This is a genomic window from Pedobacter lusitanus (assembly GCF_040026395.1).
In the GTDB taxonomy this organism is placed as follows: Bacteria; Bacteroidota; Bacteroidia; order Sphingobacteriales; family Sphingobacteriaceae; genus Pedobacter; species Pedobacter lusitanus.
This window is the reverse complement of record NZ_CP157278.1, coordinates 2,155,383-2,175,875: the sequence shown is the minus strand read 5'-3', so window position 1 is coordinate 2,175,875 and position 20,493 is coordinate 2,155,383. Positions and strand designations below refer to the sequence as shown.

24 protein-coding genes are annotated in these 20,493 nt (G+C 38.2%); 15 read left to right on the top strand and 9 right to left on the bottom strand.

Annotated elements, in window-relative coordinates; genetic code table 11:
- Nucleotides 1–138 precede the first annotated feature (138 nt).
- Nucleotides 139–1,116, bottom strand: a complete 978-nt coding sequence (locus PL_RS09035) for a GlxA family transcriptional regulator (RefSeq protein ID WP_348621492.1) — start codon at nt 1,114–1,116, stop codon at nt 139–141.
- Between the two features lie 139 nt (nt 1,117–1,255).
- Between PL_RS09035 and PL_RS09030 the strand changes: the two genes are divergently transcribed.
- The 4 genes from PL_RS09030 to PL_RS09015 all read left to right on the top strand — a co-directional run bounded on the left by PL_RS09030 (nt 1,256) and on the right by PL_RS09015 (nt 3,243).
- Nucleotides 1,256–1,678 carry an SRPBCC domain-containing protein gene (locus PL_RS09030; RefSeq protein ID WP_041877960.1) on the top strand — a complete coding sequence of 141 codons (423 nt, stop codon included), beginning with the start codon at nt 1,256–1,258 and terminating at the stop codon, nt 1,676–1,678.
- A 63-nt stretch (nt 1,679–1,741) separates the two neighbouring features.
- Entirely contained in the window at nt 1,742–2,113 is a 372-nt protein-coding gene (locus PL_RS09025) for a DoxX family protein (RefSeq protein ID WP_041877999.1), read from the top strand.
- An 11-nt stretch (nt 2,114–2,124) separates the two neighbouring features.
- The gene (locus tag PL_RS09020; protein WP_041877957.1) at nt 2,125–2,526 is read left to right on the top strand and encodes a glyoxalase; all 402 of its coding nucleotides are present in this window, start codon (nt 2,125–2,127) and stop codon (nt 2,524–2,526) included.
- Between the two features lie 126 nt (nt 2,527–2,652).
- Complete coding sequence (locus PL_RS09015; protein ID WP_041877955.1) at nt 2,653–3,243, top strand: hypothetical protein; 591 nt, start codon at nt 2,653–2,655, stop codon at nt 3,241–3,243.
- Nucleotides 3,244–3,277: 34 nt separating this feature from the next.
- Here PL_RS09015 and PL_RS09010 read toward each other — a convergent pair whose 3' ends face one another.
- Nucleotides 3,278–3,640, bottom strand: coding sequence for a winged helix-turn-helix transcriptional regulator (locus PL_RS09010; protein WP_052496014.1), 363 nt, complete (start codon nt 3,638–3,640; stop codon nt 3,278–3,280).
- An 83-nt stretch (nt 3,641–3,723) separates the two neighbouring features.
- Here PL_RS09010 and PL_RS09005 point away from each other — a divergent pair, with 83 nt between their 5' ends.
- A complete protein-coding gene (locus PL_RS09005; RefSeq protein ID WP_200890681.1) occupies nt 3,724–4,581 on the top strand; it encodes an enoyl-CoA hydratase/isomerase family protein in 858 nt (285 codons plus the stop codon).
- Nucleotides 4,582–4,592: 11 nt separating this feature from the next.
- Here the strand turns inward: PL_RS09005 and PL_RS09000 are convergent, their stop codons facing one another.
- Nucleotides 4,593–5,099 (bottom strand): hypothetical protein, encoded by a 507-nt coding sequence (locus PL_RS09000; protein ID WP_041877954.1) that lies wholly within the window; start codon nt 5,097–5,099, stop codon nt 4,593–4,595.
- A gap of 165 nt (nt 5,100–5,264) precedes the next feature.
- Here PL_RS09000 and PL_RS08995 point away from each other — a divergent pair, with 165 nt between their 5' ends.
- Nucleotides 5,265–5,843, top strand: a complete 579-nt coding sequence (locus tag PL_RS08995) for a YdeI/OmpD-associated family protein (RefSeq protein ID WP_041877951.1) — start codon at nt 5,265–5,267, stop codon at nt 5,841–5,843.
- Nucleotides 5,844–5,909: 66 nt separating this feature from the next.
- Here PL_RS08995 and PL_RS08990 read toward each other — a convergent pair whose 3' ends face one another.
- On the bottom strand, nt 5,910–6,671 hold the full coding sequence (locus PL_RS08990; RefSeq protein WP_082035785.1) for a DUF4369 domain-containing protein: 762 nt from the start codon (nt 6,669–6,671) through the stop codon (nt 5,910–5,912).
- A 121-nt stretch (nt 6,672–6,792) separates the two neighbouring features.
- On the opposite strand from PL_RS08990, the gene PL_RS08985 reads away from it, so the two are divergent.
- The 3 genes from PL_RS08985 to PL_RS08975 all read left to right on the top strand — a co-directional run bounded on the left by PL_RS08985 (nt 6,793) and on the right by PL_RS08975 (nt 9,130).
- The gene (locus tag PL_RS08985) at nt 6,793–7,239 is read left to right on the top strand and encodes a DinB family protein (RefSeq protein WP_041877996.1); all 447 of its coding nucleotides are present in this window, start codon (nt 6,793–6,795) and stop codon (nt 7,237–7,239) included.
- On the top strand, nt 7,232–8,128 hold the full coding sequence (locus tag PL_RS08980) for a helix-turn-helix domain-containing protein (RefSeq protein ID WP_041877946.1): 897 nt from the start codon (nt 7,232–7,234) through the stop codon (nt 8,126–8,128). The genes PL_RS08985 and PL_RS08980 overlap by 8 nt, the downstream gene beginning before the upstream one ends.
- A gap of 90 nt (nt 8,129–8,218) precedes the next feature.
- Complete coding sequence (locus PL_RS08975) at nt 8,219–9,130, top strand: aromatic alcohol reductase (RefSeq protein WP_041877944.1); 912 nt, start codon at nt 8,219–8,221, stop codon at nt 9,128–9,130.
- Here the strand turns inward: PL_RS08975 and PL_RS08970 are convergent.
- Nucleotides 9,099–9,479, bottom strand: coding sequence for a winged helix-turn-helix transcriptional regulator (locus PL_RS08970; protein ID WP_041877943.1), 381 nt, complete (start codon nt 9,477–9,479; stop codon nt 9,099–9,101). The two genes, PL_RS08975 and PL_RS08970, sit on opposite strands and share 32 nt — an antisense overlap.
- Before the next feature lie 146 nt (nt 9,480–9,625).
- Here PL_RS08970 and PL_RS08965 point away from each other — a divergent pair, with 146 nt between their 5' ends.
- Both PL_RS08965 and katG read left to right on the top strand, forming a co-directional pair.
- Nucleotides 9,626–10,393, top strand: coding sequence for a nuclear transport factor 2 family protein (locus PL_RS08965; protein ID WP_052496012.1), 768 nt, complete (start codon nt 9,626–9,628; stop codon nt 10,391–10,393).
- A 74-nt stretch (nt 10,394–10,467) separates the two neighbouring features.
- The gene (katG, locus tag PL_RS08960; protein ID WP_041877942.1) at nt 10,468–12,735 is read left to right on the top strand and encodes a catalase/peroxidase HPI; all 2,268 of its coding nucleotides are present in this window, start codon (nt 10,468–10,470) and stop codon (nt 12,733–12,735) included.
- A 117-nt stretch (nt 12,736–12,852) separates the two neighbouring features.
- Here the strand turns inward: katG and PL_RS08955 are convergent, their stop codons facing one another.
- The 3 genes from PL_RS08955 to PL_RS08945 all read right to left on the bottom strand — a co-directional run bounded on the left by PL_RS08955 (nt 12,853) and on the right by PL_RS08945 (nt 14,904).
- The gene (locus PL_RS08955) at nt 12,853–13,860 is read right to left on the bottom strand and encodes a glycoside hydrolase family 18 (RefSeq protein ID WP_041877940.1); all 1,008 of its coding nucleotides are present in this window, start codon (nt 13,858–13,860) and stop codon (nt 12,853–12,855) included.
- 196 nt (nt 13,861–14,056) lie between these two features.
- Complete coding sequence (locus PL_RS08950; RefSeq protein ID WP_041877939.1) at nt 14,057–14,407, bottom strand: nuclear transport factor 2 family protein; 351 nt, start codon at nt 14,405–14,407, stop codon at nt 14,057–14,059.
- A gap of 122 nt (nt 14,408–14,529) precedes the next feature.
- Nucleotides 14,530–14,904, bottom strand: coding sequence for a helix-turn-helix domain-containing protein (locus PL_RS08945; RefSeq protein WP_052496011.1), 375 nt, complete (start codon nt 14,902–14,904; stop codon nt 14,530–14,532).
- 602 nt (nt 14,905–15,506) lie between these two features.
- Between PL_RS08945 and PL_RS08940 the strand changes: the two genes are divergently transcribed.
- Both PL_RS08940 and PL_RS08935 read left to right on the top strand, forming a co-directional pair.
- Nucleotides 15,507–16,877: a serine hydrolase gene (locus PL_RS08940; protein WP_160292054.1), complete on the top strand. Its 1,371-nt coding sequence runs from the start codon at nt 15,507–15,509 to the stop codon at nt 16,875–16,877.
- 165 nt (nt 16,878–17,042) lie between these two features.
- Complete coding sequence (locus PL_RS08935) at nt 17,043–17,906, top strand: DUF808 domain-containing protein (RefSeq protein ID WP_041877936.1); 864 nt, start codon at nt 17,043–17,045, stop codon at nt 17,904–17,906.
- Nucleotides 17,907–17,951: 45 nt separating this feature from the next.
- Here PL_RS08935 and PL_RS08930 read toward each other — a convergent pair whose 3' ends face one another.
- On the bottom strand, nt 17,952–18,536 hold the full coding sequence (locus PL_RS08930) for a Crp/Fnr family transcriptional regulator (RefSeq protein WP_041877933.1): 585 nt from the start codon (nt 18,534–18,536) through the stop codon (nt 17,952–17,954).
- A 119-nt stretch (nt 18,537–18,655) separates the two neighbouring features.
- On the opposite strand from PL_RS08930, the gene PL_RS08925 reads away from it, so the two are divergent.
- Both PL_RS08925 and PL_RS08920 read left to right on the top strand, forming a co-directional pair.
- The gene (locus tag PL_RS08925) at nt 18,656–19,579 is read left to right on the top strand and encodes a SphA family protein (RefSeq protein WP_041877931.1); all 924 of its coding nucleotides are present in this window, start codon (nt 18,656–18,658) and stop codon (nt 19,577–19,579) included.
- A gap of 7 nt (nt 19,580–19,586) precedes the next feature.
- Nucleotides 19,587–20,489 carry an EamA family transporter gene (locus PL_RS08920; RefSeq protein ID WP_052496009.1) on the top strand — a complete coding sequence of 301 codons (903 nt, stop codon included), beginning with the start codon at nt 19,587–19,589 and terminating at the stop codon, nt 20,487–20,489.
- Nucleotides 20,490–20,493 lie beyond the last annotated feature (4 nt).

Here is a 20,493-nt window from a genome sequence, read left to right as displayed (position 1 = left end):
GGAGTTGAAAAGTAAATAAAAAATATATTATCACTATAGTAAAGTTAGACTCTATATATGATTTATAAAAGAGTAAAAAGACGAATCTTCTGTTTAAAATTATTGACAACTGAAGTGATCTGTACGTGATTGTAAGCGTTATACTTCATGGGTTACTCTTGCAAATTTATTTCTATACTCAATTGGAGTAAGTCCTGTAATCTTTTTAAAGATACCTCTGAATGCTTTCGTATCCGTATAGCCTACATCAAACATTATTTCTGATACATTTTTTCTTGATGCTTCAAAAGATTTTTTGGCAGCTTCTATTCTTACTCTTTGTATATACTCTATGGATGTATTGTTGGTAGCTTCTTTAAATCTCCTTTCAAATGTTCTGCGACTTATATTAATCAGGGTTGCCAGCGATTCTATTGTTATCTTATTTTCATAGTTTTTTTCGATATGATCCTGTACTTTTTGAATTTCCACATCACCATGGTTTCTTTGCCCTTTGAACATTGCGAATTGAGATTGGCTGTCTCTGTCAATATCCAGCGCAAAGTATTTAGAAATCATAACCGCTGTTTCTCTATCAGCAAACTTTTCAATAAGGTATAAGATTAAATTCCATAAACTACTTGCTCCGCCACTACTGTAAATATTATCATATTCTGTTATGATAGCTCCATCTTCTACCTCCACCTCTGGATATCTTTCTTTAAATTCATTTATATGAGCCCAGTGTGTAGAGCATTTTTTACCATTGAGCAAACCTGTCTCAGCCAATAAAAAAGCACCAATGCACAAGCTGGCAAGACTTGAACCATTCTTATATAGCTTTTTAAAATAGGGTATGGCTTCTGCATTGGCTTCTATTCCTTTAATGGTATTGCCAAATGTAGGGGGGATAATCAACAAGTCTGTTTCAGTAACATCTTTGAGTAATCTATCGGTTTTAATCATGTACTCACCACTGTTCGCCGGCACATGTTTGTTTAAACCTACATATTCTACCTCAAAAATTGGTTTTTTACCGAAGGTGGTTAAAAACTCATTGGCAGTATGGAAGCTTCTATAAGGGGGAGTAACGGCTTCAATTACCCCATACTCAGGTACAAAGACTGAAATTCGCATATTAATTATCCATTAAGCTACTAAGCTACGAAAATAGTTTTGTCATAATTCACCCTGAAAATTGTCATTTTCACAATAGGCCTGATTTTATAAACCGATGTACCTTTGAATAGTAAAATTAAACAAACGAAAAATAATTATGGCACAAGCAACAAGAATTACAGTAGGAGCAACAGCAAATGTTCCCGTAGCAAAAGTTTGGAAAGCGTGGAATACTCCGGATGACATTATCCAATGGAATACTCCAGACGCAGGCTGGCATACCCCAAGCAGTGAAAACAACCTGACAGTAGGAGGTAAGTTTAAGCACAGAATGGAAGCCAAAGACGGCAGTTTCGGTTTTGACTTTGAAGGTATTTACGACGAAGTTGAATTACATCAGGAAATTGCGTATACCCTGAGTGACGAAAGAAAGGTCGTTACCGTGTTTGCGGAACAAGATGGTAAAACCACTATAACAACCACATTTGATGCTGAAACAGAAAATGACCCTGAATTTCAGAAGCAAGGATGGCAAGCTATCCTGAACAACTTTGTGAAATATGTTGAATCAGCGAATTAATCAAACACTAATTATTTTAACATCATGATAGCTTCATCACCATTAAAAAACAATTATATTCCAATGAAAAAGAATAAAATAATTTTCTGGCTGGCAACTGGTATCATAGTACTTTGGGAGGGCGTAATGCCGCTGGCTACTATGCTATTTGCACCAGAGTATGTAAATGCAGGCACGAAATCTCTGGGCTATCCTGATTATTTTGCCTATACACTTGTCATCTGTAAAGTACTCGGCGTTTTTACTATTGCTTATTCTAAAACGCCGGCTAAGCTAAGGGAATGGGCCTATGCGGGGCTTACTTTTAATTTAATCTTTGCTTTCATCAGTCATACCTGTGTAGATAAAAATATTGGGTTTATGCTACTGCCACTCGTAATACTTGGTATACTTGCCGTTTCTTATCTGTATAGAGATAAAATTTCTGCTGCTTAATTTATGAAACTATGATTGAGTATAACCACGATAAATTCAAGAGTGCGGTCTTTATAACCTTTTCAGGGAATTGTAAAAAAGCGCTCAGTTTCTATCAAAGCTGTTTTGGTGGATTATTACAAATTGAAACTTTTGAAAAAGAACTATCTGGTTATACTGAAATGCCTGTTGTTAGCGGATCATTGATTTCTGACAGGATAATTATTCATGGTTCGGACCTGGTGCATAATGAAGGACGAAAATTAGGAAATTATATTTCTATTTTTCTGCACTGTAAAAACACCAGTGAAAGGAAAAAGCTAATTAAGAAAATGGAATCTGATAAAAAGAACGGTTTTGTAAATAATGATGAAGACCAAAAACTAATTGAATTAACTGATAGTTTCGATGTGAGGTGGATATTAGGTGTTTAGCATGTAGGAGTGTGTATTATTGGCCCGTTTCTGAGTAATGAAGCTCAATAATTGTTACCTTTCTCATCTTGTATTTTGACTTGATACCTATCAGAAATAAGTTCAATGCTTAACAATTGATCGTTTATGAATACCTATCGCTTCCGTTTCAATAACAGTAAAAAAACCTTAACTATTCTGTTTTGGTTTTTTGCTGCGTTGCTGACTATTTCACTAACAATCATCGTAATAGTGATACCTTCGGATCCACTTTTTCCGGCCTGGCTATTGCTGATCTCCTTACCATTAATGTTAACAGCCATTTACAGGTTTTTTAAAGCGGCCTCCGAAAGACAGTCGACAGAAGTTGTGTCACTAAATGAAGACGGCTTTACCAGTTCCTGTTTCGGTTCTGCTTTATATTCGGACATGCGTTCCATCCAGATTCCTGCCCGAGAAATAGCATTGTTAGGTGGAAAACAGTATGATTATTACAAACAAACCGATGCCGATTTTCCGAATCTCGTATTTTCAATCACGATTGGCGAGAGCAAAACATTAATTTGGATATTGAATGAATGGGGTGGACTTTACAACTCAAAAGATGACTTTACAATTTTCTTCGACTTTCTCACCGCGCTAACCGATCAGCTGTATCAACTTTATCATGTTAACGAATCATATAACAGTTATTTGAAAATTCTTGACGAAAATGGTTCCTGGGAAAAGCGGAGTTGAACTAAAAAAAGAAACATCTCTGAGAATACCAATACTAAATTGCAATCACCTTCCTGTGTTGCTTTCCCCAGTCAATCAGGCTTTCAACAAGCGGGTAAATTGACTGGCAATAGGTTGACAGCGTATACTTTACATCCTTAGGAAAATCGGGGTCCTCTGTTCGTATAACTAGTTTATTAAGTTCCATTGATTCCAATTCTCTGGAGAGCATGGCGAAAGTAATTCCAGATATACTTTTGGCAATTTCCCTGTAACGGTGGTTACCATTGTAAATAGCAATGATCACATACATGCGCCATTTCCCGCTGAGCACATATAATGCATCTGCGGCATACTTAATATCTTCCTTATTCTTGTAAGTGCACAGATAGGGTTCGATGATTTTGTTTTCTTCCATTGTATGTGCTATGATGCATGATAGCATTTCCGGTATTGATGATTTATCGCTCTACATTTGAAGCAAAATTAAACATAAATTTCATGATGACACAGATTGGAGATACAGAATTTAAAAGTGAAAGCTATACTACCTTACACATAAATGTATCAAACAGTGTAGCCACTGTCTCTTTGGACAATGCACCGGTAAATGCTTTAAGCGGTAAGATGATGAAGGAGCTGCAACAATTACTTAAAGATCTTTCTGAAGATGTTTTGATCAAAGTGATTGTATTTGATAGCAAAAACCCTGATTTTTTTATTGCACATGTAGATATTAATATTCTTAATGAGAAGGATGTTCTGGATGAATTAGGTCATGAGGCAGCTGAAGGGTTAAACATTTTCCAGAACCTGGGAGAAGTGCTCAGAAATCAGCCACAGGTTACTATCGTAAAGTTAAAAGGCATTGCACGGGGTGGAGGTGCTGAATTCGTTACGGCTGCGGATATGAGTTTTGTATCTCTGGAAAAAGGAAAAATCTCCCAGTGCGAAGCACTCATGGGTATAATTCCTGGAGGCGGTGCCACACAGTATCTGTCATCTAAAATGCCTCGCGGGCGTGTGCTTGAAATTATTTTGGGCTCTGATCTTTTTGATGCAGAAACTGCCGAACGTTATGGCTGGATAAACCGGGCTATAAAAGATTCAGAAATAGATGGATTTGTTTCCAGGCTGGCAGAAAATATTGCTTCCTTACCGGAGGGCGTAGTGCACACGTTGAAGGCTGTATTGCCCCCTGAGCGTTTTACATCAGGTTTTAAAACTGAGAACGATGGCTGGGCCAGGTTAGCATTTGCCTCCAAAGCAGGTGAAATCATGAGTCTTGCCATGCAAAACGGAGCGCAGACTATTGAAGGAGAACTGAAAATTGAGGAAATGTTGCGGCGATTAGTTTGATGAAATAAAGCTTATTTGAATTTTAGACTTTCTAATAATTCATTCATTAAATTCTGTGCCTTCTTCTTTTCCTCATTTACAAAGACATTGTACTCGATTTCAATAGTAACAACATTCTTTCTTTTTACATCATTTACTTCGATCTTATAATAAGCCTTTGTTTTGGTGCGGTAATCCAAAATTAAATAACTATTGTTTTTGATATGCCTTGTGTCCAATTTATTATACTTTGGTGTTTTTTCCTCCATATAATCAGCAGGCCATTCACTTTTTCCAACAAAAAATCTAACAATAATGTTGTCCTTTTTATAGGCGAAATCAATTACAGATAATCTATAAGCTTCTGGTAAGATTCCATGACTAAGCATCTTATTTATAGATTCTTTATTTTCCTTATCGTCAAATGCATTCAGCCCTTTTGGGAGTGTTGCTTTAATTTCGGGGGTAAGATTAATTTGTTTTTGCGCCATAACTGTTGTGAATAACATAACAGCTAGTATGGTTAATTTAATTCTCATATCGATTTGGTATGTTATAAATTTATTAAAGAACCTGATAAAGTTCGGCATTCTGAAGAGAAATTCGTTGGTTTATGCTCATATTGACATACTGTTGTCACTGGTACTTTTACTTTTGCTAAAAAATAAGATCACCCGTTACCAAAAATACCTGAGACAACAGATATGGAAGACAGATTAACGATATATCCGGCAGACAATACCCAATGGCGTGAATGGCTTGCTTTAAACCATACAGAATGCAATGGTATCTGGCTGATTTATAACAAAAAGATTAAAGGAAAGGAGTTGCCGGGCCTTTGCTGGAGTGAGGCCGTAGATACAGCACTTTGTTTTGGTTGGATAGACAGTAAAAAACTACCTATTGACGAAGAGAAGTTTATGCAGTTTTTTTCGAAAAGAAAACCTAAAAGTGGCTGGTCGAAAATCAATAAGGCAAAGGTTAAGAACTTAATCGAACTTGGGTTAATGACTGATGCTGGCCTGAAGACTATCAAAGCGGCAAAACTAGATGGGTCCTGGAAAACGCTGGATGCTGCCGAAAAGCTTATCATGCCTAAAGACCTGGCTTTAATGCTGAAAGCAAACAGCCATTGCGAAGTCTTTTTTGCATCCCTCAGTAATTCGGCTAAAAAATCTGTTTTTTACTGGCTGTTATCTGCCAAAAAAGAGGAGACAAGAAATCGGCGGATTGCTGAAATTATCAGATTTACAAGCGAGGGTAAACTACCCAAACAATTTTAATAAAGATGTTATATACTACCTATAATCACAGAAGAAGGAAAACATAAAAAAATCTGAGAGGGCAGTTCATCTGTTGCCAGCCCGCGGGCCGTCACCCCGGGGTTCAATTTTGGAATTTGTGATTGTCTTAGAGATCTGTTTCCCCAATTTAGTTGTTTTTAATTCAGCTGAAAATTTATCCAACTCAGACTCGGCCATACGATAGTCTATAAGTCCTTGCATTAAAGAAGATTGTAGGATTTCCAATGCGATATAAGAATCATGATTTGTCCTGATAAATTGTAATGCCAAATCTAAAAATTCTTTGTTTTGAGCGTCTCTCTGAGTCCTCAGATCTTTCATAAACGTAGTATCTTTAATGGCGTTTGGTCCTCTCATTTTAAATTTAGTAAGTAGTTTCTGACTTTCTTTTTCAAGAGGCTTTAGCAGGTTCAGGTATGAGGTGTAATCGCTATTATTTTTAGACCCAATTACGACAGCCTCTTTTATATGATCTGTATTTGATAATACCTGAATGGACGTGTTGGAAAATATAAGATAAACAGGTAATTGATCAGGTTCAGCTTGCTGTAAGGGATTTAAACTTCTACGATGAACAGTAAGAAATACCTTTGGTGGCAGATCGTTTTTTAATATAAATGAAAACTGACCGTTAATGATAGATGTAGAATCAGTTATTTTAAAAATAATACCTGATGTATCCGGGTAGGATAAATATACTTTTGCCGGGCCATTATGTTTAGCCAGTTTTCCCTGGATGGTAATGCTATTCTGGCACATTGCCGATAAAGGGCTTAAACAAAATAAAATGGCAATTATCGTTCTCATTATTGGTGTTTTGTACTGTTAATCGAAATTGAATCTACACATTTTTGCGTTAAGTGTAAGCCCTATAATATGGCTTGATAAAAGATTTGAAAATCTTAAATTAGGGTTCAAAAATAAATCTATGCTGAATCAATTCTGCAAATACAACAATTGGGCAAATTCTCTTTTATTTGAAGCCTTATTGGCCAATTCGAGCTCACTTCCTGAATCATGTATCTCTCTGTTCAGTCACATTGTAAATGCACAAACGATATGGGCTTGCAGAATTAATGGCATTACGCCAAATGTGAGTGTCTGGCAATTACATGAGCTGGAATACTGTAAAGTGCTGCTGGAGGAAAGTGCAGATAAGTTAGCGAAAATGGAATATCTGGAAACGACGGACTCCCCGGTTATCAAATACAGAATCTCTACCGGTGATTATTTTGAAACATCAGTTCCCGATATTTTGCTTCATGTTTTTAATCATGGTACTTATCATCGTGCACAGATAGCAAAAGAAATGAAGCTGCATAACATTAAACCTGTTAATACGGACTATATCCAGTTTGTGAGATCACATGGCTAAGAATGATATAAATATTTTTTATGATCGGTACGTTGAAGGTAAAGATCCGCATGAAAATAACTTTCTTGGACATTTTGATTTTTTATTGTGGCAAAACCTTCAGAAAGATCCTGAAGCCTGTGAACGCTTACAAAGAAAACCATTTTATAAAATCGCTCTGCTTAAGGGAGAAGGTACTTACTATTCCAATGATATGCAGGTTGTTGTTTCCGGAAACGCTGTAGTTATAACAAGCCCGATGACCAGATCAGGTTTTAAAACAACAGATCCGGATTTTGCAGGTAAATATTGTGTTTGCAGTGAGAGTTTCCTGCGCGGTACAAGCAGATTATCCTTATTTAACTGGCCGGTATTTAAAGACAGAGCTGTTTATACAGAATCTCTTACTGACATTCAATACGAAGAACTCGCACGTATTTTCGATGATATTGAACATGAATATATATCTGATTATCCTTTTAAAGAGCAACTGATTCAGCATAAGGTTTTTGATGTTATACATTACATTCAGAAATTGAATAAAAGTCTGCTTAGCTTTATACCTGCTCAGCAAGACAGTTTAGAGGAACGATTCTTTAAAGTGCTGGAAAATGAGTTCTATATGATCAGCAGAGGGAAACCTCTGGTGAATAAATCTCCCGCTTATTTCGCTCAGCTATTGCATACATCTGTAGATCAGCTGAATAAAACCATGAAGGCAGTTACCTTGAAAACTACGCAGGCACTTATTCACGATCGCCTGATTGAAGAAGCAAATGTTTTGCTGAAACACACCGATTATAGTGTCAAAGAAATTGCCTGGTGTCTTCATTTTCAGGAAACATCACATTTCCAGAATTTTTATAAAAAGCATACACAGCTTACACCAATAGCCTATAGAACCAGGTAGTTTCTTTGTACTTATTTACCTGTTTTTTGCAGGAATACCTGCATATAGCCGATTTACCTTTGCTCAAATTATTCATTAGAATTTAAAGCAATGGAAAAATCATTTTTAATCATAGGAAAAGGTGAGGTCGGTATGGCCATGTTAAACAGTCTTTATGCTTATCAGCAGGCACATGCCGAACAATTACATATCGGGGTTTTAGTACAGCCATCTGCTTCCATCGATACCTTTGTCCGGAATAATCCCGGATTTGGAAATCTGGTAATAGAAGCTATAGACCTGGTCAAAGAAACTATTCCGGATTTAGCTGCAGTTTTCAAAAAATATGACACTGTAATATGCTGCAGCGGATTTTCGGGTGGCGAAGGGATGCAGGTGAAAATAACAAAAGCAGTGCTGGAGGCTAAGATCAGGCGGTATATTCCATGGCAGTTTGGTGTGGACTATGATAAAATAGGCCGTGGCAGTGCGCAGCCCACTTTTGACGAGCAATTGGAGGTCAGGGATTTACTGCGAGCGCAAAATAACACACACTGGATTATTGTTTCTGCAGGGATGATCACGAGCTTTCTATTCCGTGAAGATTTTGGTGTGATTAGTTTATCCGACAGGAAGATACATGCATTGGGGGACTGGAAGCATTCACTAACGTTAACATCCTGTGAAGATATTGGAGCGCTTACGATCGGGATTTTATTCCAGGAACCGGAAATATTGGATCAGGTCATATTTGTTGCCGGAGAAACGCTGAGTTTTGAAGAAATTGCAAATAAGGTAGAATCTCTTTTTGACGATAAATTTGAGCGGATATTGTGGGATATTCCTCATCTGCAGAAAAAAATACAGGACAATCCCGATGATGTTTTTAGTCGTTATCACCTGGTGTTTACCAATCCTGGCGTTGCCTGGCCAATGTCAGAAACATTTAATCATAAGAAAAATATCCCGGCTGCTGATATCGCACAATGGATTAAAGAGAATATTCTTCATTCCTCAGACTGAGTTTTTTTTGCTGGAATTCATTAAAAACAGCCATATGATCACTGCCCCATTTTTCCATATGTAAAATAAGGGGCAATAAAGTTGCTCCAAAATCTGTTAAGAAATATTCAACCTTTGAGGGAAGGACAGGATATATGATTTTAGTAACTACACCGTGCTCAGTTAACTCCTTCAGGTGAAGATTTAAAACACGTTTACTCGCATCAGGATGACTTTTGTGCAATTCACTGGGTCTTCTGATTCCTTTGGATATGGAATCAATCAGGCAGGGCTTCCATTTTCCTCCAATAATTTCCAGTGTTATGCTCATCCCGCAACCCAGGTCCTTTGGAATCTTTTTTTCATACATAATAACCTCAGTTTTATAGATACAAAAATAAGAGTATATAACTTAAAGTGTATAGGGATAAAATTATCCCCATATGAACCTTTTATCCGTAATTGTGTGGGCTTACGTCGAGAATACCTTTGTTGTTTTAATTAAACAAATAAAACATGGAAATTTCCAACAGTGAAAAAGCTGCGGCTATTCAGAACAGTATAGAAACTGAGACCCTGGCTCAAATAGGGCTGATAAACTCAAAATCATACAAACAGCATAATTTAAATGTGGCAGACGGCTTTGACGCAATTCTGGCATTACATGAGTTGATGCCTATGGAAAAAGTTTATACCAATGTGGTCAGAGCTTTTCAGGATGGTGATATTGGTTTTGTGCATGTTGATTATTATCTGTTTGAGCCTACTGTGGCTTTTGATATTCACCGGTTCGAAAATGGATTAAGTGTAGAACACTGGGACAATTTGCAAACCAATTCGAAGAAAGTCAATAAAAGCGGCAGAACGATGACAGATGGTAAGACAAAGGCAATAGATCACGATTTAACAGCGCATAATAAAAAATTAGCATCAACGTTCGTTAACGAAGTGCTCGTCGGTAAAAATTTTGATAAAGCACAGGACTTTTTTAACGGAGATGTATTAATCCAGCATAACCCTCATATGGGAGATGGGGTATCTGAATTCTTTAACGTTTTAAAAGAGTGGAAAGATGAAGGTAAAGAACAAATTTACACTGCTGTGCATCAGGTTCTGGGAGAGGGGAATTTCGTTTTGGTACTTAGTGAGGGATATATGAATAACTTACCCACTGCTTTCTATGATCTATATAGAATTGAAAATAACAAAATCATAGAACACTGGGATGTTATTGAAGAAATTCCTTCCCCGGAAAATCAAAAGAATACGAATGGGAAATTCTGATGGGTAGAAAAAAATTAAGTAGATTTATAATGACGTAGAACACAAGCGAGAAACTAATCACAAACATATAAACTATGGAAAACGATTCAAACGACATCAGTAAATGCCCTTTTCATAATGGCAGTATGAAAAATAATGTTGGCGGTGGCGGTACCAGAAACAATGATTGGTGGCCTAACCAGTTAAAAGTAAATATACTGCGTCAGCATTCTGCTTTGTCAAATCCAATGAATGAAGACTTTAATTACGCAGAAGCTTTTAAAAGTCTGGATCTTGCAGCTGTTAAAAAAGATCTTAATGTGCTGATGACCGACTCACAGGATTGGTGGCCTGCAGATTTTGGACACTATGGTGGTCTGTTTATCCGTATGGCATGGCATAGTGCAGGTACCTATCGTGTAGGTGATGGCCGGGGAGGAGCAGGTGCGGGGTTACAACGTTTTGCACCACTGAACAGCTGGCCGGATAATGTGAGTCTGGATAAAGCGCGCAGATTACTCTGGCCGATTAAACAAAAATATGGCCGCAGTATTTCCTGGGCCGATCTGCTGATCCTTACCGGGAACGTTGCACTGGAATCAATGGGTTTCAAGACTTTTGGTTTTGCAGGTGGACGGGAAGATGTCTGGGAAGCAGATGAGTCTGTGTATTGGGGTTCAGAAACTACCTGGCTGGGCGGCGATCTGCGCTACGCTCATGGTTCGCCAGGTGTTGAAGGGCATAGTGTGCTGGTTACCGACGAAAATGCTGATGGAGATATTCACAGCCGGAATCTGGAAAAACCGCTTGCTGCTGTTCAAATGGGATTGATCTATGTAAATCCCGAGGGCCCGGATGGTAATCCTGACCCTATTGCAGCTGCTAAAGATATAAGAGATACTTTTGGCCGGATGGCTATGAATGATGAAGAAACGGTTGCATTGATTGCCGGTGGCCATAGTTTTGGAAAAACACATGGTGCAGCACCTGCTGATCATGTTGGTAAAGAGCCGGAAGCTGCTGATATTACTTCACAGGGACTGGGTTGGAGCAACAGTTATGGCTCTGGCAAAGGTGCCGATGCTATTACCAGCGGATTGGAAGTTATCTGGACGACAACACCTACGCAGTGGAGCAACAACTTTTTTGAAAACCTGTTTGGCTTTGAATGGGAGCTTACAAAAAGTCCGGCCGGTGCACATCAATGGGTGGCTAAGGATGCAGAATCGACTATTCCTGATGCCTTTGACAGTTCAAAAAAACATCGTCCTGCTATGCTTACGACAGACCTTTCTTTAAGGTTTGATCAGGAATATGAGAAGATATCACGTAGGTTTTTAGAGAATCCTGATCAGTTTGCAGATGCTTTTGCAAGAGCATGGTTTAAATTAACTCACCGTGACATGGGGCCTAAAGAGCGTTATCTTGGACCTGAAGTTCCTCAGGAAGAATTGCTTTGGCAAGACCCTATTCCGGCTGTAGATCATAAACTGATTACTGAAAATGATATTTCAACCTTAAAGGCTAAAATACTAAACTCAGGGGCTACTGTCGCTGAACTCGTATCTACTGCCTGGGCTGCGGCTTCAACCTTCCGAGGTTCAGATAAACGTGGTGGTGCTAATGGCGCACGTATTCGTCTTGCCCCTCAGAAAGACTGGCAGGTGAATAATAATTCACAGCTGCAAAAGGTACTGAGTATTCTGGAAGGTATTCAAAATGAATTTAATGCTGCACAGACAGATGGAAAAAAAGTCTCACTGGCCGATCTGATTGTACTGGCTGGTAATGCAGGTATTGAAAAATCTGTCTCTGATGCGGGACAACAGGTAACTATTCCGTTCAGACCGGGACGTATGGATGCGTCGCAGGAGCAAACAGATATAGAGTCATTTGGTTATCTGGAACCTGCTGCTGATGGTTTCAGAAACTACCGTAAGTCAAAAGTACCTGTGTCTACTGAAGAATTACTAATTGATAAAGCACATTTACTTACGCTTACAGCACCAGAATTAACAGTGTTATTGGGTGGTTTGCGTACATTAAACATTAATTATGATGGTTCTAAGCATGGTGTCTTCACTTCGCGACCAGGACTGCTCAGCAATGATTTCTTTATCAATCTGCTTGATATGAATATTGCCTGGAAATCAATATCTCCGGATAAAGAGCTTTATGAAGGCCGGGATCGTCATACTAATGAAGTAAAGTGGACGGGAACCCGCGCAGATCTTGTTTTCGGTTCCAATTCAGAATTGAGAGCGCTTGCAGAAGTGTACGCAAGTGCTGATGCAGAAGCAGGATTTGTGAAAGACTTTGTTGCTGTATGGAACAAGGTGATGAACCTGGACAGGTTTGATTAAGTCTTCTTGATTTATAAATTATATAAAGAGCCTCTTTTCTTTAAGAAAAGAGGCTCTTTATATTTAAACCAGTCTGTGAGCTATGGCCCTTTTTGGTGACGAAGGGGTTTAATCATCTTAAGGTTTAGGAGGATTCATTAATGTAATTGCTGCTTTTACATTAACATAGTTACTATTTTTATAATCGTAATTAAGCCCGTAAGCGCCTGCACCACCGGCTTTATTATCAATGGCCCATTGTGCATATTCCACAATTTGTACCCTTGTTCCTCCGAAATAAGAATTTACTTTCCAACCAGCAGAATCTCCCTCTCCATTTACAATGGCAAAAAAGTTATCGTTTCCGATTTTTGATCCGTAAGTATTCATTTCTTTAGTTAAATCGGCTGGTTTACCCCACCAGCGATCTCCTGATCGGTTATAGGCCTGAAAATAGATCTGATTGTAATTGGTATAAGTATTATTGAAAATATCAATTCCCAAAGCACCATCAGTGTCAAATATAAAGAGTTTTCCTTCTGGTGATTTAGGTCCGTAATATTTGGCCAAAGCATCCAGCAATCCTTTGTTTTGGGTGTTGTTATAAACAATCCCTGGCTCCATATCTACATCAATACCATCGAAACCCCAGTCCTGGTAATAATCGTATACCTGCTTAGCCCATTTTGCATAATCAGTGGCATTATGCTGATAGGCGACAGTGCCATTCTTGAAGTTAGTAAAGCATCGGGTTAACCATACATTAACCACTACTTTAGTCCCTTTTTGCTGAAGAATTTTAATATCCTTCTGGATTACTTCTTTTTTAGCAAGCATGTCCTTATTGGTGTCATCAACAGTAGCGAAAATATCTACAATATCAACGCTATCAGGAACATTACGTAGTGAAGCATGCTCATACCCCGCGGTACCCACCATCTCGGCCTGATTAAAGTAACCAACCATCATTGGATGTTTACTTTTCTTGTAAGCCAATAGTTTTTTCAGATAATCGGGGTCTGAAGTTGTACCACCGGAAGTGCCACCACCGCCGTCAACAATTTTTTTACATGAAGTGAAGGCAATAGCCGAAATTGCAAGGACAAAAATACCTCTGTAAAGTTGGATGAAAGATTTCTTTTTCATAGGTTAAAATTAAGTTTATATTGGGTCTGTTCAGAGAGGTTATTCAAAGATAAAACAATTTAGCAGCAAAACAAATAGTTGATTGTCAATAGAATTAAAATAATTTTATCCTGTCTGAACAGGACGAATATACAATGTCAGTCCGTATGGTTTTCTTAACGCCATGTTGATCAGTGTTAACGAATGTTAATTCGCGTTACCCGGTTTTGATAACAAAAGCTTTTAACTCGGCCATCTTACCCTGTTGAAACCGCCAGACGTCACAGTAAGTATAATGAATCATTTTTCCGTGTTCATCTTTCATGCTGATTTTTCCGACAGCAGTAACAAAATCACCATCCCCAATTAAATCTTCAACTTCAAATTTGGGAGGTTCCAGATAAGCTTTTGACATGTATTGACGGACAGCTTCTTTACCTTTCAATATCTCGTCGCCTACAAATGTCCATAGTGTGTCCTCGGTACAAAAAGAAAGGAAACCCTCATGGTCTCCGGCAGTAATTGCTGCGTTTGCTTTTCTTAAAATTTCTTTATTATTTTCAATCATGATATAGTTAGTTTATGGAAACTTATTTAAAGAGATCGTACTGAATATAACAGATAAACAAATGATTTGTGTCTGAAAATAGAAACCGTTTCTTTTTTCAGGTTTGTCAAAAAAAGAGTTTTTTATTTGCCAGCAGCATACTTTTTCGGCTTTATGCCAATATGTGCTTCAAACAATCTTGAAAAATGGCTGAGATTTGAAAAGCCTAAAAGATAACCTGCCTCAGACACCGGTAAGTTTTCTTCTTTGATCAGATAAGCGGCCTTCTTCATCCTGAAACTCTGGTAATAGTTGTATATACTGTTTCCGAAAATCTGTTTAAAGAGCCGCTTTAATTTAGATTCACTCATGCCTGAGAGTTTGACAAGTTCAGAAAGTACTGGTGGGGTGTCGATGTCAGAAAGTATTTTATCCTTTACCTCATAAATTCTTTTGACATCGGCAGTATTCAGTGTTTGCGAAGTAGCATCCTGTCTTTTCAGTAATTCTGCAAACAATAAGTAAATAAGTTCTTCGGCTTTTATTTTGTAATAAAGATCCTGTAGCTCTTTTGCCGGACTTGCAGTAACAATATCGGCCCCGACTGCTTGTATCTGCGGAGAGATTATTTCCTCAAATAAAAATGGCTGATTACCGGAAGTTATCTATACTATCATTCTTGTATGGAATGACACGCTTCCCATAATTGTTAGAGACTACCCGGCAGGATTGTAGCATAAAAAGTGGGCAGATCAGTAATACTGATATCAGGATGATGTATCCGTTTTTCATATTTCTAGTCTAAAATTCTATCAAACAATCAGGTGCGAAGATAATCTTTAGAAAATTCTTTATCTGTGTAATCTGATGAATCTTAAAACGCCGGTTATTTATTAAAGACTGTGTTTGTTATGGTGTAGGGAATATTAAAAACAGTATTTTTATTTAGGTGAAGGTTGCCGGGTTAAAAAATCCGGAAGAAATTATTCTCCTGACTTTACAGCTGATTTAGCAGGTCTTCTAAGCAACAGATTATCAAATGAGAAAATATAAAATAATAGCTCCCATTATTATAAAGCAAATCAGGCTTTTTATAATTATTCTGTTCTCTGTTACTTTTATGATCAGTAAAAAGGCAGATGCACAGGTTTCAAAGAAATTAGATACACTCTTTCAAACACTAGTTCAGCAAAATGCTTTTAGTGGTAGCGTTCTGGTAGCAGACCATGGGAAACCGATTTACCAGAAGAGTTTTGGTTATACTAACCAGGATACTAAAGTTCCAATAGATAAAAACACGATGTTCGAACTGGCTTCCATTGCTAAACAGTTTACTGCAATGGCTATCGTACAGTTACACCAGAAAGGGAAACTGAAATATGAGGACACCCTTAAAAGATATTTTCCAGAATTACCTTATAGCGATATAACTATTAACGACTTAGTGCATCATACCTCAGGGATACCTGATTTTTTGGGATGGGGAGCAAAAGAAGTGGACATTACAAAAATCAACTTTAATAAAGATATTCTGGAGTCTTTACAAAAAAACAAGGTGAAAACACTTTTTAAACCAGGTGTAAATACAGCCTATTCCAATACAAATTATGTATTATTAGCACTAATTGCCGAGAAAGTTTCGGGAATAGATTTTGCCACTTACCTGCGCAAGAATATTTTCGGGCCCTTAAATATGATGCATACACAGGTTTACGGTCAACGCTATGCTAAGAATAAAATTAATAATTATGCCTATGGCTATATATATGATCCAATCAAGGATAAATATCTGTTGAGTGACAGTACTGAGAAATATCAGCTCTTTTTTGATGGGGTAGCCGGTCCTTATGGGATTAGTAGTACTGCAGAAGATTTATTGAAATGGGATCAGGCGTTGTACACTGAAAAACTAGCCAATAAACAGGAAATTAAAAACGTCTTTGCGCCATATCTGTTGAAGGATGGTAAGCCGGCAGAATTGATGGGGTTCCCATATGGCTTTGGATGGATGATCAATGAACCACAGGGATTTTATCTGCATACCGGGGGATATCCGGGGTATGCCACGCTTATTGTAAGGTACTTTAAAAACCAGACAGTCATCGTTCTAATGAACAATTACAACCGGATTAATATCTATGAACTGGGTTTTAACATAGAAAATATTATAAATAACAGAGAGTATGCTATTCCGGAGGTGAAAAAAAGTGCCACTGTACTTTCTGTAACCGCCGAGAAACTGGTGAAATTTGCAGGAGAATATCGAAGTAAAGACAGCCCTGACTTTAGATTCACCATTGTCAATAAAGACAACCAGCTTTATGCGCAATTGACAGGTCAGTCCTCGTATAAAGTTTATCCTGAAACACAAAACACTTTCTTTTACACCGCAGTAGAGGCCAAAATTGTCTTCGCCGAAGATAAAAATGGCAGGGTAGTCAAATTGACCTTAAAACAAAATGGTCGTGAGCTGGAATTTATTAAAACATAACAGAGCTGAAAGTTGTAATCCTAATAGTGTATAATTTGGCCGTTCCATTAAAAATCCTGTCTATTATAGCAATTTTTGCTGTAAATTCGGCCTTTGTGTTTAGTTACACGCTATCTTTTGATATGCGGAATAATTCAAATAATTTCAACAGAATTAAAATATAAAATGGGCTCAGGTTTTTTCGCAATCTTGGATGATATAGCTTCCATAATGGATGATGTTGCATTGACAGCTAAAATAGCAACAAAAAAGACAGCTGGTATTTTAGGTGATGATTTAGCGGTAAATGCAGAAAAGGCAACTGGTTTTGTGTCTTCACGTGAATTACCTGTACTTTGGGCAATTACTAAAGGCTCTTTGGTTAACAAGCTGATTATTGTCCCTATTGCTTTATTATTGAATGTGTTTTTTCCGGTGGCTATTAAGATTATCCTGGTATTAGGAGGATTTTATTTAGCTTATGAGGGAGTAGAAAAAATAATCGAATACTTCTTTCATCACCCTGCAGAATCTCATGAGGAGGTTTCAGCCCTTCAACAGGATGATAGCACTGCAGAAAAAACAAAAATCAAATCCGCTGTAACTACTGATTTCATTCTGTCTGTGGAGATTGTGATTATCGCATTGGGAACTGTGCTGGATGAAAATGTAACTATACAAATCCTGACTGTTTCGATTGTTTCATTATTAGCTACAATTGGTGTTTATGGTATAGTTGCAATGATTGTAAGAATGGATGATGTAGGCTATAAATTGATCAGCCGTTCCCGTAATAAAGGTTTCTTCGCTGGTATGGGAGCTTTACTTGTTAAATCCCTGCCCGTTATTATCAGAATTCTGGCTGTAGTTGGAACAATTGCACTGATCCTGGTTTCAGGCGGTATTTTTGTCCATAACATAGCGTATTTACACCATATATTACCAGATATAGCCTCAATAGTCAGAGAGCTTGCATTTGGACTAATCGGAGGTCTGATTATGGTAGCAATTATCAGTGGTGGTAAAAAGGTGGTTTCACTGTTTAAGTAATATCATTTTCCCCGGAGTAATATCATCTTCCCCGGAACCACTTTATTACCAGCTTTTCAATACCCGGGTTCTTACCGTATTGAAGAATTCGGGAGTAAGACCAAGAAATGAAGCAATATATTTCTGCGGAATACGGCGGTCAAATTCAGGATATTTTTGTCTGAAATTCCGGTAACGTTCTTCTGCAGTATGCTGATGAAGCTGCAGTAGTCGCAGTTGATAAACGGCCATGGAATGCTGAAATAGCTTACGGTAAAAATATTCCATTTTCGGTACCCGGAGCAAAAAGGCTTCTAAAGCATTATCCGAAATGAGAAATACTTCTGCATCTTCCAGCGCCATAATTTTATATTGGGAAGGAACCTTGAATGTGCGGCTGTAAATATCAGAGATCCACCAGTCTTCAATGCCAAAATAGAAAGTGTGCTCAACCTCCTCCCTGTCTACAAAAAAGGTGCGGAAACAGCCTTTGTTAATATAGGCTTCGTGTGTACAAATCTCTTCCTGGTGAATCAGGTATTCTTTCTTCTTAACCTGTATTACCTCCAGCAAACTACAAAAATCGGCCTTTTCTGCTTCACTGAGAGTAATGTGCCGTTCAATATTTTTCAGAATACTATCAAATATCATTTTTATTCACAGTTAGACTTACAATTTACCTATAGGATATGAATTTTCTAAAGGTATCTTAATTTTATCAGATGTAAAGACCCGCTAATTTTGTCCTATAAATTATCAAAGAAAATGAATTGGCGGGCAACATTATTTACAGGACTATTTTTAACATCTTTTTATCTGCAGGGTTTTGCGCAGGATCCACGGTTGCCTGCAACAAATCTCGGGTTGGCAAATATGCAGGACGGCGTTTCTCCGGGACCTGGACTCTATTATATTCAATACCTTCAGATATTAACCCGCGGTCAGTAAAAGGTCCGCAGGGCGAAGATATCAATGCTGCCCGGGTAAGTTCATTCTTATCCATGCAGCAGTTCGTGTACGAGTCTCATGTACCGGTATGGAATGGGAATTTAGCTTTTAGCTTACTGGCTCCACTGGTCAGGCTTTCGGGCAGTGGTGAGAAAAACAATCTCTCCACCAACCCTGGTATAGTTGGTGGTATTATTCTCGGGCCGGTGATACAATGGAGTAATAAACATTTTTTCGGGTTGCGTTATGCTCACCGGGCAGAAGTAGATATCGCGATTCCCTTAGGCGCGTATAATGATAAATACGATGTTAACCCGAGTTCACATTTTTTTACGTTGACTGCCTATTATGCTTTTACTGTTTTTCTCAATGAACAGCTTAGTATAAGTACAAGGAACAATTTTAACTATAATTTCAGGAAAATTGATAGTGGAGATCAGTCTGGCGCATTTTATAATATCAATTATGCTATCGAGCATACGGTCTATAAAAAACTGAGGGCCGAGCTGGCCGGCTATTTCTTAAAACAGCTAACCCAGGATGCTTTTTATGGCAATCGTCAGTATTACCAGGATACCTATAAAATCAGTGATACCAGGGAACGGGTGCTGGCTATTGGTCCTGGTTTAAGTTATGTTACCCCGGGCGGACTCGCTGCAGAACTGAAAGCGTTTTTTGAAACCGGTGCCAGGAACAGGACAGAAGGAGTACGCCCAACTTTCAAAGTAGCTTATAAACTTAAATAATCAGGATATGAAAGATAAAAGAATGCTTACCGCAATATTATTTGTAATCATCGGTGCTTTTAGTTTTGGATTGCTGGGCACATTTGTTAAACTGGCCAGACAGGACGGGTATGATACAGCAAATATTACTTTTTCGCAAGTAGCAACAGGTTTTATCCTTATACTACTGTTAAATCTGCTGGCCAGAAAGAAAAAAGCTGAGGATTGGAAATTTACTACCGGCGAAAAAGTAAAGGTTGCCCTGCATGGAGTTTGTGTCGGGCTCATTAATATTTTTTATTTCCTGTCTATCTGGTATGGTTCGGCAGGTACGAGTATCGTATTGCTGACACAATCTGTATGGATGGGAATCTTACTTGAAAGTATACTGACCAGAAAATTCCCTTCCCCCCGTAAGATCATAGCGGCAGTTGTAATCTTAGGCGGTACAGTGCTGGCTACCAATTTATTATTGGCCGGTAGCAGCATCGGCCTTGCTGCTATAGGCTTTGGGTTACTGGCCGCAGTAGCCAGTACCTGCTCTATTTATCTTTCCAGCCGTGTGGTAGTTAATAAATCACCGCTGCGCCGGACATTATTTTTGAATATGGGATGCCTGCTGGCCGTACTGATCATATGGGGACCGTCTCTGTTACAGAGTTTTGATGCTGCAGTTTTATGGAAATGGGGTCTGGCACTTGCTTTACTCGGAATGGTATTGCCTCCGTTAATGTATGTCAAAGGGATGCCTGTAATTGGAGTAGGGCTTAGCGGGATTATTACAAGTCTTCAGATACCGGTAGGTGCTATTTTTGCCTGCCTTGTCCTGCGCGAAAACATTAATGTTTATCAATGGACTGGTATCTTATTGATCATTGGAGCTATTGTGTGGTTAAATATAGGGCTGCTTAGAAAAACAAATACGCAGTAACGAC

Excerpts from the sequence above, each read along its gene's own strand:
- PL_RS09035 (WP_348621492.1), bottom strand. The coding sequence starts at position 1,116 with ATGCGAATTTCAGTCTTTGTACCTGAGTATGGGGTAATTGAAGCCGTT.
- PL_RS09030 (WP_041877960.1), top strand. The coding sequence starts at position 1,256 with ATGGCACAAGCAACAAGAATTACAGTAGGAGCAACAGCAAATGTTCCC.
- PL_RS09025 (WP_041877999.1), top strand. The coding sequence starts at position 1,742 with ATGAAAAAGAATAAAATAATTTTCTGGCTGGCAACTGGTATCATAGTA.
- PL_RS09020 (WP_041877957.1), top strand. The coding sequence starts at position 2,125 with ATGATTGAGTATAACCACGATAAATTCAAGAGTGCGGTCTTTATAACC.
- PL_RS09015 (WP_041877955.1), top strand. The coding sequence starts at position 2,653 with ATGAATACCTATCGCTTCCGTTTCAATAACAGTAAAAAAACCTTAACT.
- PL_RS09010 (WP_052496014.1), bottom strand. The coding sequence starts at position 3,640 with ATGGAAGAAAACAAAATCATCGAACCCTATCTGTGCACTTACAAGAAT.
- PL_RS09005 (WP_200890681.1), top strand. The coding sequence starts at position 3,724 with ATGATGACACAGATTGGAGATACAGAATTTAAAAGTGAAAGCTATACT.
- PL_RS09000 (WP_041877954.1), bottom strand. The coding sequence starts at position 5,099 with ATGAGAATTAAATTAACCATACTAGCTGTTATGTTATTCACAACAGTT.
- PL_RS08995 (WP_041877951.1), top strand. The coding sequence starts at position 5,265 with ATGGAAGACAGATTAACGATATATCCGGCAGACAATACCCAATGGCGT.
- PL_RS08990 (WP_082035785.1), bottom strand. The coding sequence starts at position 6,671 with ATGAGAACGATAATTGCCATTTTATTTTGTTTAAGCCCTTTATCGGCA.
- PL_RS08985 (WP_041877996.1), top strand. The coding sequence starts at position 6,793 with ATGCTGAATCAATTCTGCAAATACAACAATTGGGCAAATTCTCTTTTA.
- PL_RS08980 (WP_041877946.1), top strand. The coding sequence starts at position 7,232 with ATGGCTAAGAATGATATAAATATTTTTTATGATCGGTACGTTGAAGGT.
- PL_RS08975 (WP_041877944.1), top strand. The coding sequence starts at position 8,219 with ATGGAAAAATCATTTTTAATCATAGGAAAAGGTGAGGTCGGTATGGCC.
- PL_RS08970 (WP_041877943.1), bottom strand. The coding sequence starts at position 9,479 with ATGTATGAAAAAAAGATTCCAAAGGACCTGGGTTGCGGGATGAGCATA.
- PL_RS08965 (WP_052496012.1), top strand. The coding sequence starts at position 9,626 with ATGGAAATTTCCAACAGTGAAAAAGCTGCGGCTATTCAGAACAGTATA.
- katG (WP_041877942.1), top strand. The coding sequence starts at position 10,468 with ATGGAAAACGATTCAAACGACATCAGTAAATGCCCTTTTCATAATGGC.
- PL_RS08955 (WP_041877940.1), bottom strand. The coding sequence starts at position 13,860 with ATGAAAAAGAAATCTTTCATCCAACTTTACAGAGGTATTTTTGTCCTT.
- PL_RS08950 (WP_041877939.1), bottom strand. The coding sequence starts at position 14,407 with ATGATTGAAAATAATAAAGAAATTTTAAGAAAAGCAAACGCAGCAATT.
- PL_RS08940 (WP_160292054.1), top strand. The coding sequence starts at position 15,507 with ATGATCAGTAAAAAGGCAGATGCACAGGTTTCAAAGAAATTAGATACA.
- PL_RS08935 (WP_041877936.1), top strand. The coding sequence starts at position 17,043 with ATGGGCTCAGGTTTTTTCGCAATCTTGGATGATATAGCTTCCATAATG.
- PL_RS08930 (WP_041877933.1), bottom strand. The coding sequence starts at position 18,536 with ATGATATTTGATAGTATTCTGAAAAATATTGAACGGCACATTACTCTC.
- PL_RS08920 (WP_052496009.1), top strand. The coding sequence starts at position 19,587 with ATGAAAGATAAAAGAATGCTTACCGCAATATTATTTGTAATCATCGGT.